The following is a 13,764-nucleotide window of genomic DNA, read 5'->3' as shown; positions in this document are numbered from 1 at the left end:
TTTTTTAAGGAACATCTGTACTTTTGTACTCTTTTGCAATGTTTGGAGCCGTATTCGAATGCCAACAGCTACACCGACAATGATGCCAGATATCGCCAATCAAACCAAAGCACAAACTGAGGGTGCCTTGGATTGGGTGGGCATGAGTAACATTGAGATGCCTTTGGTGGTTGGTGCCGCCAACGAACCGGAGCGCCCGGTCAGTGCGCTGGTTGACGCTTTTGTGAATCTTAAAGATCCAAAAGCGAAAGGCATTCACATGTCCCGACTCTACCTGTTGCTTGAAGATTTATCGAACAACAACGTACTCTCGCATCAGTCGCTCAGTAAACTTCTCCATGACTTTATTGATAGTCATGAAGGGCTCTCTGATCAAGCTTATGTGAAGTTTAGCTTCGATTATCACCTGCGCCGCAAGGCTCTGATCAGTAAAAAGCCGGGTTGGAAAGCCTACCCAGTTACCGTTATCGGTCGTTACGACCATGGCAAGCTGTATCTGCAACTGGGCGTTGAAGTGCCCTACTCTTCAACCTGCCCATGCTCGGCAGCGCTGGCGCGTCAGCTCATTCAGGACGCCTTTGCTGAGCAGTTCGGTACTGACGCGGAAGTCGACGCCGAAATGGTGCATCGTTGGTTAGGTACCACGCAAGGTATCGTGGCTACGCCGCACAGCCAGCGTTCCATCGCTGAAGTAAAAGTGGTAATGGGCGAAGAGATTTCGGAATTGCCGATCATCGCGCTGGTCGATGCCATTGAGAACGCGCTGCAAACGCCGGTGCAAGCCGCGGTGAAACGCGAAGACGAGCAGGAATTTGCGCGTCTGAATGGTCAGAACCTGATGTTCTGCGAAGATGCTGCACGCCGTCTGCAGCACGCTTTAAACCAACATTCAGAATTCTCTGATTTCTGGGTACGGGTAAACCACTACGAGTCGTTGCACGCGCACGATGCCGTGAGTATTACCACCAAGGGAGTCCCGGGCGGCTTCCAGTCCTAATTTATCGATCTCGAAATCCGGCTGCTGTATACTAAGCAGCCGGATTTTTTTGTTTATGAACTTATCCCGAGTATCACATGGATTCAATTGATATCGTCGGCATCGGCAATGCGCTGGTCGACCAAGAGTTTGAAGTAACTGACCAGTTTTTACAGCAGCACAAAATCGAAAAAGGCATGATGACCTTAATCGAAGATGTCGAGCAAGAACGCCTGATTAAGGAACTGTCCAGACGCGGTGAATTAAAGAAACAGTCCGGAGGTGGTTCAGCAGCCAACTCCCTGGTCGGTTTCAGTCAGTTTGGCGGCAAAGCGTTTTACTGTTGCAAGGTCGCAGATGATCAGGCCGGTAAATTTTACTGCGAAGACTTAGAGCAGATAGGTATTACCACCAATACTGGCAATCAGAAGCATGAGGGCAAAACCGGACGTTGTCTGGTCATGGTGACCCCTGATGCCGAGCGCACCATGCGCACTTATCTGGGTATTACCGCTGACTTAAGTACCGCTGAACTTGACGAAGAAGCGATCGCTCGGGCTGAGTACCTGTATATTGAGGGCTACCTGGTGACCTCACCGGTGGCGCGCGAGGCGATTGCCCGCGCCAAAGAAGTGGCACGCGCCAATGGCACTAAAATAGCCATGACCTGCAGTGATCCGGCAATGGTGAAATACTTCCGTGACGGCATTGATGAAATTCTGTCGGGCGGCGTTGACGTCATGTTCTGTAATCAGGAAGAAGCGGCGATCCTTACCGGCACCGATGACGTACAAGCGGCACTGCAACAGTTGCAGCGCCATGCCGGATTAGTCGCCATTACGCTGGGTAAGGACGGCGCCTTGCTGGGCGACGGAACCCGTCAGGTGGCGGTCCCGGGTATTCCGGTGAAAGCCATTGATACTAATGGTGCCGGTGACATGTTCGCAGGCGCTATGATGTTCGGTCTGATCCGCAATTATTCACTGGCAGCCTGTGGCTTGCTTGCCAGTCATGCGTCGGCCGAGGTGGTTGCAAGTTTTGGTCCACGCTTGAGTCTGGATCAACAGCAGCAGTTGCTAATAAAGCTACAACACGCACCCGAATTTAGTTAAACGACAAGAGCGTTATTGGATATTGGATATTGGATATTGGATATTGGATATTAGTTATTAGCTGGTAACCAGCAACCAATATCAAGTAACCAGTAACCAACAACGCAGTGAGGTTTTATTATGTCAGATTATAAAGTTGCAGATATCAGTTTGGCCGATTGGGGCCGCAAAGAAATCTCTATCGCCGAATCCGAAATGCCGGCGCTGATGACCATCCGCCGCAAATACGCCGAGCAAAAACCACTGAAAGGCGCGCGTATTATTGGTTGTATTCATATGACCATTCAGACTGCGGTGTTGATTGAAACACTGATCGAACTCGGTGCCGAAGTGCGCTGGTCATCATGTAATATTTTCTCGACTCAGGACCACGCCGCAGCAGCGATGGCGGCCGCTGGCGTTCCGGTGTTTGCCTGGAAGGGGGAAACCGAAGAAGAGTACGAGTGGTGTCTGGAGCAAACGTGTCATAAAGACGGCGAGCTGTGGGACGCGAACATGATTCTTGATGATGGCGGTGATTTGACCCTGCTGATTCATGACAAGTACCCACAAATGCTGGACAAGGTGCATGGTATTACCGAAGAAACCACCACAGGTGTACACCGCCTGCTGAAAATGCAACAAAACGGCGTACTAAAAGTACCGGCAATTAACGTCAACGACGCCGTAACCAAATCGAAAAACGATAACAAATACGGCTGCCGCCACTCATTGAACGATGCGATTAAGCGAGCGACTGATCACCTGCTGTCGGGTAAGAAAGCGCTGGTAGTGGGTTATGGCGACGTGGGTAAAGGCTCTGCTGCCAGTTTGCGCCAGGAAGGCATGATCGTGCGTATCGCCGAGATTGATCCTATCTGTGCCATGCAGGCATGCATGGACGGCTTTGAGGTGGTGTCACCGTACATTGACGGCGTCAATACCGGCACGGCTGAGGGCATCAACAAAGACTTACTGCAAACGATTGACCTTATCGTGACCACCACAGGTAACGTCAATGTTTGTGACCGTCATATGCTGGCGGCGCTGAAGAAAACTGCCGTGGTTTGTAATATCGGTCACTTCGATAATGAAATCGACACTGCTTACATGCGTAAAAACTGGCGCTGGGAAGAAGTGAAGCCACAGGTTCATCAAATTTATCGTAGCGACGATGCTAACGATTACCTGATCTTGCTCTCAGAAGGTCGTTTGGTGAACTTAGGTAACGCCACCGGTCACCCAAGCCGCATTATGGATGGCTCGTTCGCCAACCAGGTGATGGCACAGCTGCACTTGTTTGAGCAGAAGTTTGCTGAGTTGCCAGCCGCTGAGAAAACTGCGAAACTGCGTGTTGAAGTACTGCCTAAGCAGCTCGATGAAGAAGTTGCCCGTTACATGGTGCAGGGCTTTGGTGGCGTGATTACCAAGCTTACCGAAGAACAAGCTGACTACATCCATGTTAACGTTGAAGGTCCGTTCAAGACTGACTTATATCGTTATTAATTGGTGTCATTATGACGCAGAAACAACCGGTAGTTACCTACCGCGAACTAACGGCCGCCGATCACGCGGCCGTTATTGAATTAGGCAACCGGGTTCACGGTGACAACTACCTGACCGAAGCAAACCTGGCGGACTATGTCGCGCGCGGCTTAAAAAACGGCGTCAATCTGAACTGGCTCGCCTTTGTTGATGACGAGCTGGCAGGGATTCGTCTGACGTTTGCACCCGGCAACTGGGAAATTGACGCGTATTGCACGCCAGCCAAGTGGCCCGTTACTCCTGAGCAGATGTGCTACTTTAAGTGCGCGGCGGTCTCGGAAATCAGCCGTGGTCTGGGTATTGGCCGTGGGTTGTTAGAGCGCTCTATCGCCGCAGCCCAGTCGCTGGGCTGTAAAGCGGGGCTTGCGCATATTTGGATGCAAAGTCCGAATAATAGTGCATACTCTTACTTTACCCGTTGCGGCGGCGAAATGGTTGCTGAACATGCTGACCGCTGGTATGAACTTTCAGTGCAAGGCGGCTATCACTGCCCTATCTGTGATGGTATCTGTCACTGTACTGCTGGCGAAATGATTTTAAAATTCGATTCCTGACCTATTCCTGACACCTATGTACGATCCGCTTGTTAATAACTACCCCGGCCCTGCGCAACCGCACGTCCGAAGTTATTGGCAAGCGACCACTAGTGTCGACTTACCTGCCACACAAAAGTACTTACCCGAACATGCTGACATTGTTGTTATTGGTGCCGGTTACACCGGCCTGAATGCCGCGCTGGAACTGGCGCAACGCTTTCAGCAGCAGGTTGTGGTCATTGACGCCAATCAGATAGGCTGGGGATGCTCTACCCGCAATGCTGGCTTTGCCATGCCAGGTACGGGCCGGCTGGGCTATGGTGACTGGGAAAAACGGCTGGGTGTCGACGGCACCCGTGCTATTAAGGCCGAATACGATCATGCCTTCGAGCGCCTTGAACGGCATTTGCAGGCTTGCCCGCAACGCCTACAGGCGCAACGCGGCGGCTATCTGAAAATTGCCCACCGGCCACAAGCGATTGACGCGCTGAAAGCCAGCTACGCCATTCTAAAACGCTACGAACCTGGTACGCGCTGGCTCGATGCCGATGCCATTCAGAAGCGTGTCCACAGCCCGCAAGCGCATGCTGCCATACACTATCCGCAAAGCTTCGGCATAAATCCCGTGCTACTCGCGGCCAGTCTCGCCAGACAAGCTCAGCAGGCTGGCGTTACGTTGGTGGAAGACGCCCCGGTACAACGCTGGGACAAGGTGGCGCAGCAGCATCGCTTACATACGGCGAAGGGGCGCATCTGTGCACCTAAGGTCGTGATTGCCAGTAACGGCTACACGCCGAACCACCTGCATCCAGGTATTCATGGCCGCAGCTTACCGGTGCTCTCCAGTGTGATTGTGACCCGCCCGCTGACTGCTGATGAGAAAGCCGCGACCGGCCTGCACAGTACCGAATTAGTGATGGATACGCGCACTTTAAAATATTATTACCGCCTGTTGCCGGACGGCCGCCTGTTATTTGGTGGACGGGGCGCCATCCGCGGTAAGGACGCGCAGCATCCGCGTTACGCCAAACATTTATTGGCGGCATTGCAGGGAACCTTCCCGGCACTACGGCAACTGAGCAGTGAGCCGGTGGAATATTACTGGAGCGGTTGGATAAGTGTGGCGCTGGATAATTATCCGCGCATTTACAGTCCTGATGACGGTATTTATACCGCGATGGGCTATTGCGGTGCAGGCGTGACCTTCACGCAATTGGCCGGCCAACGGCTAGCCGAGCTGGCAATGGGAGAACAGCTGCCAGCACTACCGTTTTATCAGGGGCCGTTGCCGCGATTTCCGTTACCGCATTTGCGGCGTGTAGGCCAGTGGGCGTTTTACCAATTAGCCCGCTGGCGCACCTTTTAAGTCGTTTGGTTACAGACCAAACACCACTTTTTCGCTGCTCAACATACGGCTGATAAGCTTCAGCAGTAGCACCGCCACCAGGAAGGTCGCGATGGCACTGACGAGCATCGCCATCCATTGCAAAGGCTCACCTTTGATAATATCGAGCAGTGCCTGGTGCTGACCGGTCAGCGGCAGGTAGTAAAGCAGCTGATTTTTCACCCTGGCAAACTCGACGCCAAATACCACTAACATTGGCGCCATGAGTAATAGCGAAATATACGTCTGTGCCTCTTTAAAGCTTTTCGCCCGGAATGAAACAAATAACTGCAAGGCAGTGGCAAGCAACGCTAAGGGCACCAACAACAGGATGATGAGAAGCACCATAGGCCAGCCCAGCGAAATGCTCATACCGATTTCATGCAACGGCAAAAGCTTAAAGATAATAGGAATAAGGATAGCGCTTAACATGCCGCCAAACATGGCAAACGCAGAAGCGGCCAGCGACTTGCCCCAGACCAGCTGACTGGTGGTCAGTGGTTGCGACAGCAACAGCTCCAGTGAGTTACGCTCGCGCTCACCGGCACTAATGTCAATGGCTACGTTCATACCTGAGAAAAATACCGATAACAGGATAAAAATAAGCACACTGCCCATCAGAATCGCGGCTTTGGAGCCCTTGGTCGCGGTGTCATGCTTCACCAGATCAATCCCTTGGGTGATGCGCGGGTCAATGCCACGCATCTGCAAGCGGATATAGGTCAGCTGCGTGCTATAGGCTTCGACGGCGGACTCAACGCGACGAATATCGGTACGCTGCTTTTGTGAGGAAAAATCGGCGGTCAGTGTCACCTTCGCTGGCTGCGCGGTGGCGATATTCTCATCCCAGTCACCGGCAATTTCCAGGGTTATCGGCTGCCGCCCGGCGGGCCAGGGCTCATCACGCTGAACCACGCCACGGCTTTGCAGATGCTGGACAAAGGCCGGCGCATACTCCCCGCCCTCAATGTCAATTTTGACGTCGCTGGTGTCGGTGAGCTGGCTGATCAGTACATAAAAAGCGACAGCCATCAATAAGGGGCCAAAAAACGCGTACGACATTGCGGCCATCACCGAGCGCTTATCACGCAGGGCGTCTTTCATTTCCTTACGCCAGACAATTTTTATCGGTGACTTCATGCCGCAATACCCTCATCCGTACCAATGATCTTCACAAAGGCTTCTTCTAATGCCGTCTCTCCGGTTTGCTGACACAACTCGTCAGGCGTCCCCTGGGCAGCAACTTTACCGGCAGCTATGACCACCACCTGGTCGCATAAGGCTGCGACTTCCTGCATCACATGACTGGAAAAGAGAATGCTGGTGCCCTGATTCCGCAGTTCGCGCAAAAGATCACGCAGAATTCGGGTACTCATGACATCAAGACCACGACTTGGCTCGTCAAGAATCAGATGCTGCGGGCGATGGACGATTGCCTGGGCTAATGCAACTTTCATGCGCTGCCCCTGCGAAAAGCCCGTCGCGCGGCGATCGGCGATGGCGTTCATATCCAGCCGATCAATGACCTCAGCAACGGCCTGCGCGGCAGCTTTGCCTTCCAGACCATGTAAGGTGGCAAAATAAGTAATTTGCTCGCGCGCGGTCAGGCGTTCGTAAAGACCAAACTTGTCGGGGAAAATACCTATTTTGGTACGCACCGTCAGCGGGTCTTTATTGGCATCGACGCCGTCAATCAGCGCCTCACCTGAGTCTGCTTTCAGCAGCCCGTAGATAGTACGTAGGCAGGTCGTTTTGCCGGCGCCGTTCGGGCCGAGTAGTCCGGTAATTTGTCCTTCCGGAGCACTAAATGTTAAACCATCTAGAGCCGTCACTTTACCGAAGGATTTTTGTAATGATTTTACTTCGATCATGCTAGCTCTCTTATAATCCTTTGCCGTTACTATTGAGAATAAAAGGTTTTTGCCGCTGATTTTCCAAGCATTCGGCATCCAGCGCGGCTAAATCAAGGTCTTTTATAAAGTCCGCCGCAAGGTGATTCGCGCAGGTATGACCGACAATGGTATGTGCGCCTTTTGGCGCCATCATATGGCGGCTCTGGCTCAGCGTCTGTGCTGCCATCTCGCCCCAGCTCGGTGGCGTGACCGGATCAAGCTCGCCGGACAACAGTAAGGTTGGCACGGCGCTGTGTACCGGCTCAAACCAGCTGTCAGGACGCTCGGCCTTTGGCCATACGGAACACATTTCAATAAAGGCGTCGGCGGTGCGACTACCAATAAACGCATTATCGCCATCGGCGGCCAGTAAGTCGTCACTGGCGCGCGCCAGGTCTTCACTACACAGCACACTTAAGGTCAGCCCCATGTAGAGCTCCGACTGCGCCATGGTACTCCCCAACAGTCCTGTCAGCGGCACGTAATCTCCAGCGGCTGTGCGGTCAATCACGTAGGGCAACATCTGTCGGGTTGTCGGATGGTACAAGCCGACCCGCATCACCGAACTGAAGCGTCCGGCAGTGATGAGGATATCAACGGGTGCGTTGGTCAGCGGATCACGCACGGTCAATGGCACCGGGTTCGTTTCCAGTGTTAGCATTAACTGCTGATAGGTGTCATCGAGCTCAGGGAAGGTGCTGCTGCAAGCTTCTGTGGCCGCACAATTATCAAGCAGCTTATTGAATGACTCAGCGCCATGGCGACCGAAGGGTCCGACCACGACCTGTACCGGCGCTACCGCGTCAAGTACCGCCGCCCGCACCGAATCAGGCGCTTCGCGCATGTAAACTAGTCCGGCGCGTGATCCATAGGAGCCGCCATATAAATTCACTTGCTCATAGCCAAGTGCTTCACGCACTGCTTCGAAGTCGCGAATCGCATTCACCGTGTGATATTGCGTCAGGTCCCTTTCGTCATACTGCTGCAGACAATCGCGTGCCATCGCCGCAAGATCAAGGTCATCGTCGGCTTTAACCAGCTCTTCAACATGATTGACCTCGCAGCTCAACGGCGCTGACTTACCGGTACCACGCTGGTCAATCAACAAAATGTCACGCTGTTGCCGTACGGTCTGGAAAATGCGGTTGATCATAGCAGCTAATTCAGTCGCCGCCTGGCCAGGGCCGCCGGCCAGAATCACCAGCGGATCCGGTTTTTTATTTTCGCTAATCGCCGGTAACACGGCGAAATGGATGTCGATGCTTCGTCCCTCGGGCTCAGCATAGTTTTCCGGCACCGTTAAGGTGCCACAGCGCAGTTGCTCTGAGATATCTTTCAAATAACATTGCTGTTGTTGCAGCGCTTTGGTCGAATGCGTCGGCGCCTCTTGCGCTTGCACATTCAGAGTGATTAAGCCCGAGAACAGGACCAAAGGAGCGATGAGAGTTTTCATGCATTGTTATCCATTTGTAACCAATGCACTCAGTCTAAACCTTCACAGGTCGATTAAAAAGACCGGAAACTGTAAATAAATGTGGCGAGAGAAGAAAAAGGCTTAATTCAGGTCATTTTCAAAGCGAAACTTCAGCGTTTCGCCGATTTCTGTATCAAGGTAACCATTTTCGCGTGCCCAGCGATAGTCATCCATAGTGCGCAATCCCTCGAGGGTCACACTACGCGCAATGAAGCTGCCGATATCCTGGGAGTTACTTTTCATAGCGAACTGAATAAGGGAGGCGCCATTGCAGCGAATACTTGAATAGACATCGCGCATGCGAATGCGAAGCTCGCGCAATTTGTACTGTAAGCGCTGAGTTTCATTGTCCCGTGCATAGGCGCAGAAAACTAATGCGATTTCTTCTGTCTCGAACCGATATTGCGCGTGAGCGGTCTGCGTAGGCGACATTAGCATAGTGGCCCCTAGCACCGCGCTCAGGCAATAAGATACTACTCTCAACATCAAATACGACCTTCAGTTCCCCTTCAGGTTTGCAATCCTACCCCGCTGTCAGAGCCCTGACAACGGAATAAAATGTTAACCTGTCTACTTTCATTTACCAATCGTTTACACGCTGCTAAACACTTGGGCGGTCAGGTTGTATACGATCGTAAACCAGAGTTTTGAACGAGTGAGGGTTTTTGGCATCTGCTGGATGCTCGATCTGCTCGTGAAGCTGCCAGTCACCAAGGGCTTCAAAGTCAGGGAACCAGGTATCGCCAGCAACTTTCAAATCAATTTCAGTTAAATAAAGGCGCTGAGCGTGTCTTAAAAATTCGTTATACACGTGTCCGCCGCCTATGATCATCAGCTCTTCACATTCACCGGCCGCCGCCACCGCCTGTGCGGGACTACTGACCCAAATTACGCCCTGATCGTCGGTGTAAGGTTGCTGATACTTGCGACTGAGAATGATATTTCGCCGGCCGGGCAACGGGCGACCAATTGACTCATAGGTCGCACGTCCCATCACCACGGGCTTGCCGAGGGTAATACGTTTGAAGTGTTGAAGTTCTGCTGGCAGGTGCCAGGGCATAGCGCCATCTTTGCCGATGACGCGATCCTCAGCCATAGCTGCAATAAGCGCAATTCGCATAAAAACCTCAGAGCGTTACTGGATAATGGATACTAGTTATTTGGTGTCTTTAACAACCATTATCTAATATCCAATAACCAGTATCTAATAACCAATATCTAATATCCAATAACGCTTTTGTTATTTCTGATAGATTACTTCGACGTCGTAATCGTCGTCGTCAAAGTCATCATCATCGTCATCATCGCCGTACTCGTCAAGCTGTTCCTGATGATAACTGTCCCACTTAAATTCAGTGGTAGTCTGCGCTTCTGCTTCCTGCTCTTCTGCCGACGGCTTCGGCAAATTCTCCAGATAGGTCATAATTTCTTTACAGAGCAGCTCGGTGCCCTGCTTGCTAAGCGCTGAGATTTTATAGACCGGACCGTCCCAGTCCAGCGCCTCAGTCAGCTCGGCCAAACGTTCTTCAACTTCTTCTTCAGTTAACAAGTCAACCTTGTTAACCACCAACCAGCGTGGCTTGTCTGCCAATTTCGGGCTGTATTTTTCCAGCTCGTTAACAATGGTCACCGCCTGGGTTGCAGGATCGGTTCCATCGTACGGGGCCAAATCGACCAGGTGCAGCAACAGGCCACAACGCTCAAGGTGTTTCAGGAACTGAATACCCAGGCCTGCACCTTCAGCGGCGCCCTCAATCAGTCCGGGAATATCGGCAATCACGAAGCTGGCGTGTGGTACCGGACGCACAACACCCAGGTTAGGTACCAGAGTGGTGAACGGATAATCGGCAACTTTGGGCTTGGCCGCAGAGACCGAGCGGATAAAGGTCGACTTACCAGCGTTTGGCATACCTAACAGGCCAACGTCAGCCAGCAGCATCAGCTCTAATTTCAGCGTGCGAATTTCGCCCGGCGTACCGTTGGTTTTTTGCCGTGGTGCACGGTTGGTGCTGCTTTTGAAGCGCGCGTTACCTAAGCCGTGAAAGCCACCTTTGGCGACCATACGGCGTGCGCCATGGCGGGTTAAATCGCCCAGCACTTCGCCGGTTTCCTGGTCAGTAGCACGGGTACCGACCGGAACTTTTAACACAATGTCTTCACCGCGTTTTCCGGTACAGTTTTTACCCATACCATTTTGTCCGCGTTGTGCGCGGTGGATATGTTCAAAGCGATAATCGATCAGCGTGTTCAGGTTTTCGTCTGCTTCCAGATAAACGTCACCACCGTCGCCACCATCACCACCATCGGGGCCACCTTTTGGGATGTATTTTTCACGTCGGAAACTGACGACACCATTACCGCCGTCGCCCGCTTCTACGCGAATTTCTGCTTCATCTACAAACTTCATCTTAAAACCTGCCTGCTGATATTAAAAAACCCCGTCACAAAGGACGGGGTTTCTTTGTCTTGCGTTAGCTTACTAAAACTTATTCAGTAACGATGCTAACGAATTTGCGGTTCTTTGGACCTTTCTCCGCAAAAGAAACTTTGCCGTCCGCAAGTGCGAACAAAGTGTGGTCACGACCGATACCTACGTTGTCACCAGCGTGGAACTTAGTACCACGTTGACGAACGATGATGCTACCAGCCAAAACTGACTCACCACCGAAGCGCTTTACACCCAGACGTTTACTTTCTGAGTCACGACCGTTTTTGGTTGAACCACCAGCTTTTTTGTGTGCCATGTGTCGTTACTCCTTAATTAACCGTTAATACCAGTGATTTTCACTTCAGTGAACCACTGACGATGACCTTGATGTTTCATGTGGTGCTTACGACGACGGAACTTGATAATGTTCACTTTGTCAGCACGGCCATGGTTGACCACTTCCGCTTTGATAGATCCACCAGAAACAAAAGGCGCGCCGATTTTCACGTCGTCACCGTTCGACAGCATTAATACTTGGTCGAACTCAACCACATCACCAGTGGCTGCTTCCAGCTTTTCCAGGCGGACGATTTGGCCTTCAGTTACACGGTGTTGCTTACCGCCACTTTGGAATACTGCGTACATAATTTTCTCCGATTTGCCCGTCCGGGCGCGTTAGATTTAAATCAGGGCGCGAATTATAAGCGCCTCTCGTTCTAAAAGCAAGAGCGTTAATGGATATTGGATACTGGTTATTGGGCGCCCGAAATAACGCTTTTTCAGTTCCAATATCCAATATCTAATATCCATTAACGCTTTTGTTTTTTACGACAGGCGGTCGACGGCGATGTCGGCTAGCGCGTGCAACGCATCGCGATACTCTGATGCCGGCAGCTGCTCCAACTGCTGCTGTGCTAACCGTGCCTCTTCCAGCGCCCGATCGCGGGTGTAATCCAGCGCGCCGGTGCGGCGCATGGCGCTGAGAATGGTCTGCAGCTGACCGCGGCCGTCGCCTTGTTCGATGGCGCTGCGAATGAGTGCCGCTTCTTCTTCGTTGCCATGCCACATGGCGTACAGCAGTGGCAGTGTGGGCTTGCCTTCGGCCAGGTCGTCGCCGGCTTGTTTACCCATGACGTCGCTGTCGGCGGTGTAATCAAGCAGGTCATCAACCAGCTGGAATGCGGTGCCGAGATGGCGCCCGTAAGCGGCCAGCGCGTGCTCAATCGCTTCTGATTGCTCTGCTAGAACGGCGCCGAGTTGCGTTGCCGCTTCAAACAGCTTGCCGGTTTTGCCGTAAATAACGCCAAAATAGCTCTCTTCGGTGGTGTCCGGGTCGTTGCAATTCATTAACTGCAACACTTCCCCCTCGGAAATGATGTTGGTGGCGTCGGCGAGTATCTTCATGACTTTCATTGAGTCCAGCGTCACCATCAGTTGGAACGCGCGGGTGTAGAGAAAGTCACCGACCAGTACGCTGGCTTCATTGCCAAATACGGCGTTAGCGGTTTCCTGGCCACGGCGTAATTCTGAGGCATCGACCACATCGTCATGCAGCAACGTTGCGGTGTGAATAAACTCGATGATGGTCGCTAGGGTCAGGTGTCCCTGCGCCTGATAGCCGACGGCGCGGGCCGCGGTGACGGCCAGTAACGGTCGTAAGCGTTTGCCGCCGCCATTCACGATGTACAAGCCGAGCTGGTTAATAAGTGCTACATCTGACTTGAGTTCTTGCCCGATCAGCTGGTTGACACCGGCCATATCGGTCGCCATTAACGCATTAATTTCAGATAACTTCATTCCGCTTCGCTAGCCGTGGTTTAAGGTTAAGATTTTACAAAGAAACGCCAGTATAAGTCCAGCAACAACGCCGCCGGTGTGCGCGGCAAATGCCAGCCCGCTGAAGTCAGGAAGGTACAGCAGGTCATAAATCACCTTGCCTGCCAGCCCAAGTAGTACCAGCGCTCCCAGCCAGCGTTTATGCAGTACGTCGGCCAGTGCGCAATAGGCAAAAATGCCGTACAGCGTGCCTGAAAAACCGGCGTAAAAACGCACCTGCGGGTCGAAGTAAAGTTGTGCCGCGCTACTACTTAGCATAATCAGAGGCACGCCAAGCCAGCGGCGCCAGCCCTGTTGATGATCAATAAACAGTGCCCAGCAAACCAACAGGCCCAGCAAATTCAGGCCAAGGTGCGGCCAGCTATGATGCACGAGTTGCCCGGTGATAAGCTGCCACAACTGCTCGCCCCGTAGTGCGCTCTGCCGATCGAGCTTTAATTCGTCGCGTATCGCCTCAGGAAGCAGCATGATGAGCGTTAATAACAACATGACGCTTGCCGTTGGCAACAGGGCCCGGCGGCTGACAGGAATATCAAGACCTAGCAGTTGCATGACTGTGGGAACCTTTCGCCCGTTGATAATTGACCCTGATAGCAAAACGC

General features: G+C 52.4%; 15 protein-coding genes. 5 read left to right on the top strand and 10 right to left on the bottom strand.

Annotated features, from left to right (window positions below; genetic code table 11):
- Positions 1-58 precede the first annotated feature (58 nt).
- The 5 genes from folE2 (at position 59) to CWI71_RS03600 (ending at position 5,514) form a co-directional block, all read left to right on the top strand.
- Complete coding sequence (folE2, locus tag CWI71_RS03620; protein WP_241967609.1) at positions 59-997, top strand: GTP cyclohydrolase FolE2; 939 nt, start codon at positions 59-61, stop codon at positions 995-997.
- A gap of 77 nt (positions 998-1,074) precedes the next feature.
- Positions 1,075-2,088, top strand: a complete 1,014-nt coding sequence (locus CWI71_RS03615; protein ID WP_126753898.1) for an adenosine kinase — start codon at positions 1,075-1,077, stop codon at positions 2,086-2,088.
- Between the two features lie 120 nt (positions 2,089-2,208).
- Positions 2,209-3,573, top strand: a complete 1,365-nt coding sequence (gene ahcY / locus CWI71_RS03610; RefSeq protein WP_126753897.1) for an adenosylhomocysteinase — start codon at positions 2,209-2,211, stop codon at positions 3,571-3,573.
- 11 nt (positions 3,574-3,584) lie between these two features.
- Positions 3,585-4,166: a GNAT family N-acetyltransferase gene (locus tag CWI71_RS03605; protein WP_126753896.1), complete on the top strand. Its 582-nt coding sequence runs from the start codon at positions 3,585-3,587 to the stop codon at positions 4,164-4,166.
- A gap of 16 nt (positions 4,167-4,182) precedes the next feature.
- Entirely contained in the window at positions 4,183-5,514 is a 1,332-nt protein-coding gene (locus CWI71_RS03600) for an NAD(P)/FAD-dependent oxidoreductase (RefSeq protein WP_126753895.1), read from the top strand.
- A gap of 9 nt (positions 5,515-5,523) precedes the next feature.
- On the opposite strand, the gene CWI71_RS03595 is transcribed toward CWI71_RS03600, so the two are convergent.
- From CWI71_RS03595 to rrtA, 10 genes are all read right to left on the bottom strand, one after another.
- Entirely contained in the window at positions 5,524-6,672 is a 1,149-nt protein-coding gene (locus tag CWI71_RS03595; protein ID WP_126753894.1) for an ABC transporter permease, read from the bottom strand.
- Positions 6,669-7,403: an ABC transporter ATP-binding protein gene (locus tag CWI71_RS03590; protein WP_126753893.1), complete on the bottom strand. Its 735-nt coding sequence runs from the start codon at positions 7,401-7,403 to the stop codon at positions 6,669-6,671. The genes CWI71_RS03595 and CWI71_RS03590 overlap by 4 nt, the downstream gene beginning before the upstream one ends.
- Before the next feature lie 10 nt (positions 7,404-7,413).
- Positions 7,414-8,877: an alpha/beta hydrolase gene (locus CWI71_RS03585; RefSeq protein WP_126753892.1), complete on the bottom strand. Its 1,464-nt coding sequence runs from the start codon at positions 8,875-8,877 to the stop codon at positions 7,414-7,416.
- Between the two features lie 102 nt (positions 8,878-8,979).
- Positions 8,980-9,330, bottom strand: a complete 351-nt coding sequence (locus tag CWI71_RS03580) for a DUF3718 domain-containing protein (RefSeq protein ID WP_198678716.1) — start codon at positions 9,328-9,330, stop codon at positions 8,980-8,982.
- 169 nt (positions 9,331-9,499) lie between these two features.
- A complete protein-coding gene (folA, locus tag CWI71_RS03575) occupies positions 9,500-10,018 on the bottom strand; it encodes a type 3 dihydrofolate reductase (RefSeq protein WP_126753890.1) in 519 nt (172 codons plus the stop codon).
- A 120-nt stretch (positions 10,019-10,138) separates the two neighbouring features.
- The gene (cgtA, locus tag CWI71_RS03570; protein WP_126753889.1) at positions 10,139-11,305 is read right to left on the bottom strand and encodes an Obg family GTPase CgtA; all 1,167 of its coding nucleotides are present in this window, start codon (positions 11,303-11,305) and stop codon (positions 10,139-10,141) included.
- 79 nt (positions 11,306-11,384) lie between these two features.
- Positions 11,385-11,642, bottom strand: coding sequence for a 50S ribosomal protein L27 (gene rpmA / locus CWI71_RS03565; protein WP_126753888.1), 258 nt, complete (start codon positions 11,640-11,642; stop codon positions 11,385-11,387).
- 17 nt (positions 11,643-11,659) lie between these two features.
- Positions 11,660-11,971: a 50S ribosomal protein L21 gene (gene rplU / locus CWI71_RS03560; protein ID WP_126753887.1), complete on the bottom strand. Its 312-nt coding sequence runs from the start codon at positions 11,969-11,971 to the stop codon at positions 11,660-11,662.
- Between the two features lie 180 nt (positions 11,972-12,151).
- Positions 12,152-13,123: an octaprenyl diphosphate synthase gene (ispB, locus tag CWI71_RS03555; RefSeq protein ID WP_126753886.1), complete on the bottom strand. Its 972-nt coding sequence runs from the start codon at positions 13,121-13,123 to the stop codon at positions 12,152-12,154.
- A gap of 9 nt (positions 13,124-13,132) precedes the next feature.
- Positions 13,133-13,714 carry a rhombosortase gene (gene rrtA, locus CWI71_RS03550; RefSeq protein ID WP_126753885.1) on the bottom strand — a complete coding sequence of 194 codons (582 nt, stop codon included), beginning with the start codon at positions 13,712-13,714 and terminating at the stop codon, positions 13,133-13,135.
- Positions 13,715-13,764 lie beyond the last annotated feature (50 nt).

This window comes from Pseudidiomarina insulisalsae (assembly GCF_003987065.1).
Classification (GTDB): domain Bacteria; phylum Pseudomonadota; class Gammaproteobacteria; order Enterobacterales; family Alteromonadaceae; genus Pseudidiomarina; species Pseudidiomarina insulisalsae.
Note: the sequence above shows the minus strand (reverse complement) of the source record. Positions and strands in the feature narration are given on the sequence as shown.

Bases quoted from the DNA above. Each gene is read 5' to 3' on its own strand.
- folE2 (WP_241967609.1), top strand. From the start codon at position 59: ATGCCAACAGCTACACCGACAATGATGCCAGATATCGCCAATCAAACC.
- CWI71_RS03615 (WP_126753898.1), top strand. From the start codon at position 1,075: ATGGATTCAATTGATATCGTCGGCATCGGCAATGCGCTGGTCGACCAA.
- ahcY (WP_126753897.1), top strand. From the start codon at position 2,209: ATGTCAGATTATAAAGTTGCAGATATCAGTTTGGCCGATTGGGGCCGC.
- CWI71_RS03605 (WP_126753896.1), top strand. From the start codon at position 3,585: ATGACGCAGAAACAACCGGTAGTTACCTACCGCGAACTAACGGCCGCC.
- CWI71_RS03600 (WP_126753895.1), top strand. From the start codon at position 4,183: ATGTACGATCCGCTTGTTAATAACTACCCCGGCCCTGCGCAACCGCAC.
- CWI71_RS03595 (WP_126753894.1), bottom strand. From the start codon at position 6,672: ATGAAGTCACCGATAAAAATTGTCTGGCGTAAGGAAATGAAAGACGCC.
- CWI71_RS03590 (WP_126753893.1), bottom strand. From the start codon at position 7,403: ATGATCGAAGTAAAATCATTACAAAAATCCTTCGGTAAAGTGACGGCT.
- CWI71_RS03585 (WP_126753892.1), bottom strand. From the start codon at position 8,877: ATGAAAACTCTCATCGCTCCTTTGGTCCTGTTCTCGGGCTTAATCACT.
- CWI71_RS03580 (WP_198678716.1), bottom strand. From the start codon at position 9,330: ATGTCGCCTACGCAGACCGCTCACGCGCAATATCGGTTCGAGACAGAA.
- folA (WP_126753890.1), bottom strand. From the start codon at position 10,018: ATGCGAATTGCGCTTATTGCAGCTATGGCTGAGGATCGCGTCATCGGC.
- cgtA (WP_126753889.1), bottom strand. From the start codon at position 11,305: ATGAAGTTTGTAGATGAAGCAGAAATTCGCGTAGAAGCGGGCGACGGC.
- rpmA (WP_126753888.1), bottom strand. From the start codon at position 11,642: ATGGCACACAAAAAAGCTGGTGGTTCAACCAAAAACGGTCGTGACTCA.
- rplU (WP_126753887.1), bottom strand. From the start codon at position 11,971: ATGTACGCAGTATTCCAAAGTGGCGGTAAGCAACACCGTGTAACTGAA.
- ispB (WP_126753886.1), bottom strand. From the start codon at position 13,123: ATGAAGTTATCTGAAATTAATGCGTTAATGGCGACCGATATGGCCGGT.
- rrtA (WP_126753885.1), bottom strand. From the start codon at position 13,714: ATGCAACTGCTAGGTCTTGATATTCCTGTCAGCCGCCGGGCCCTGTTG.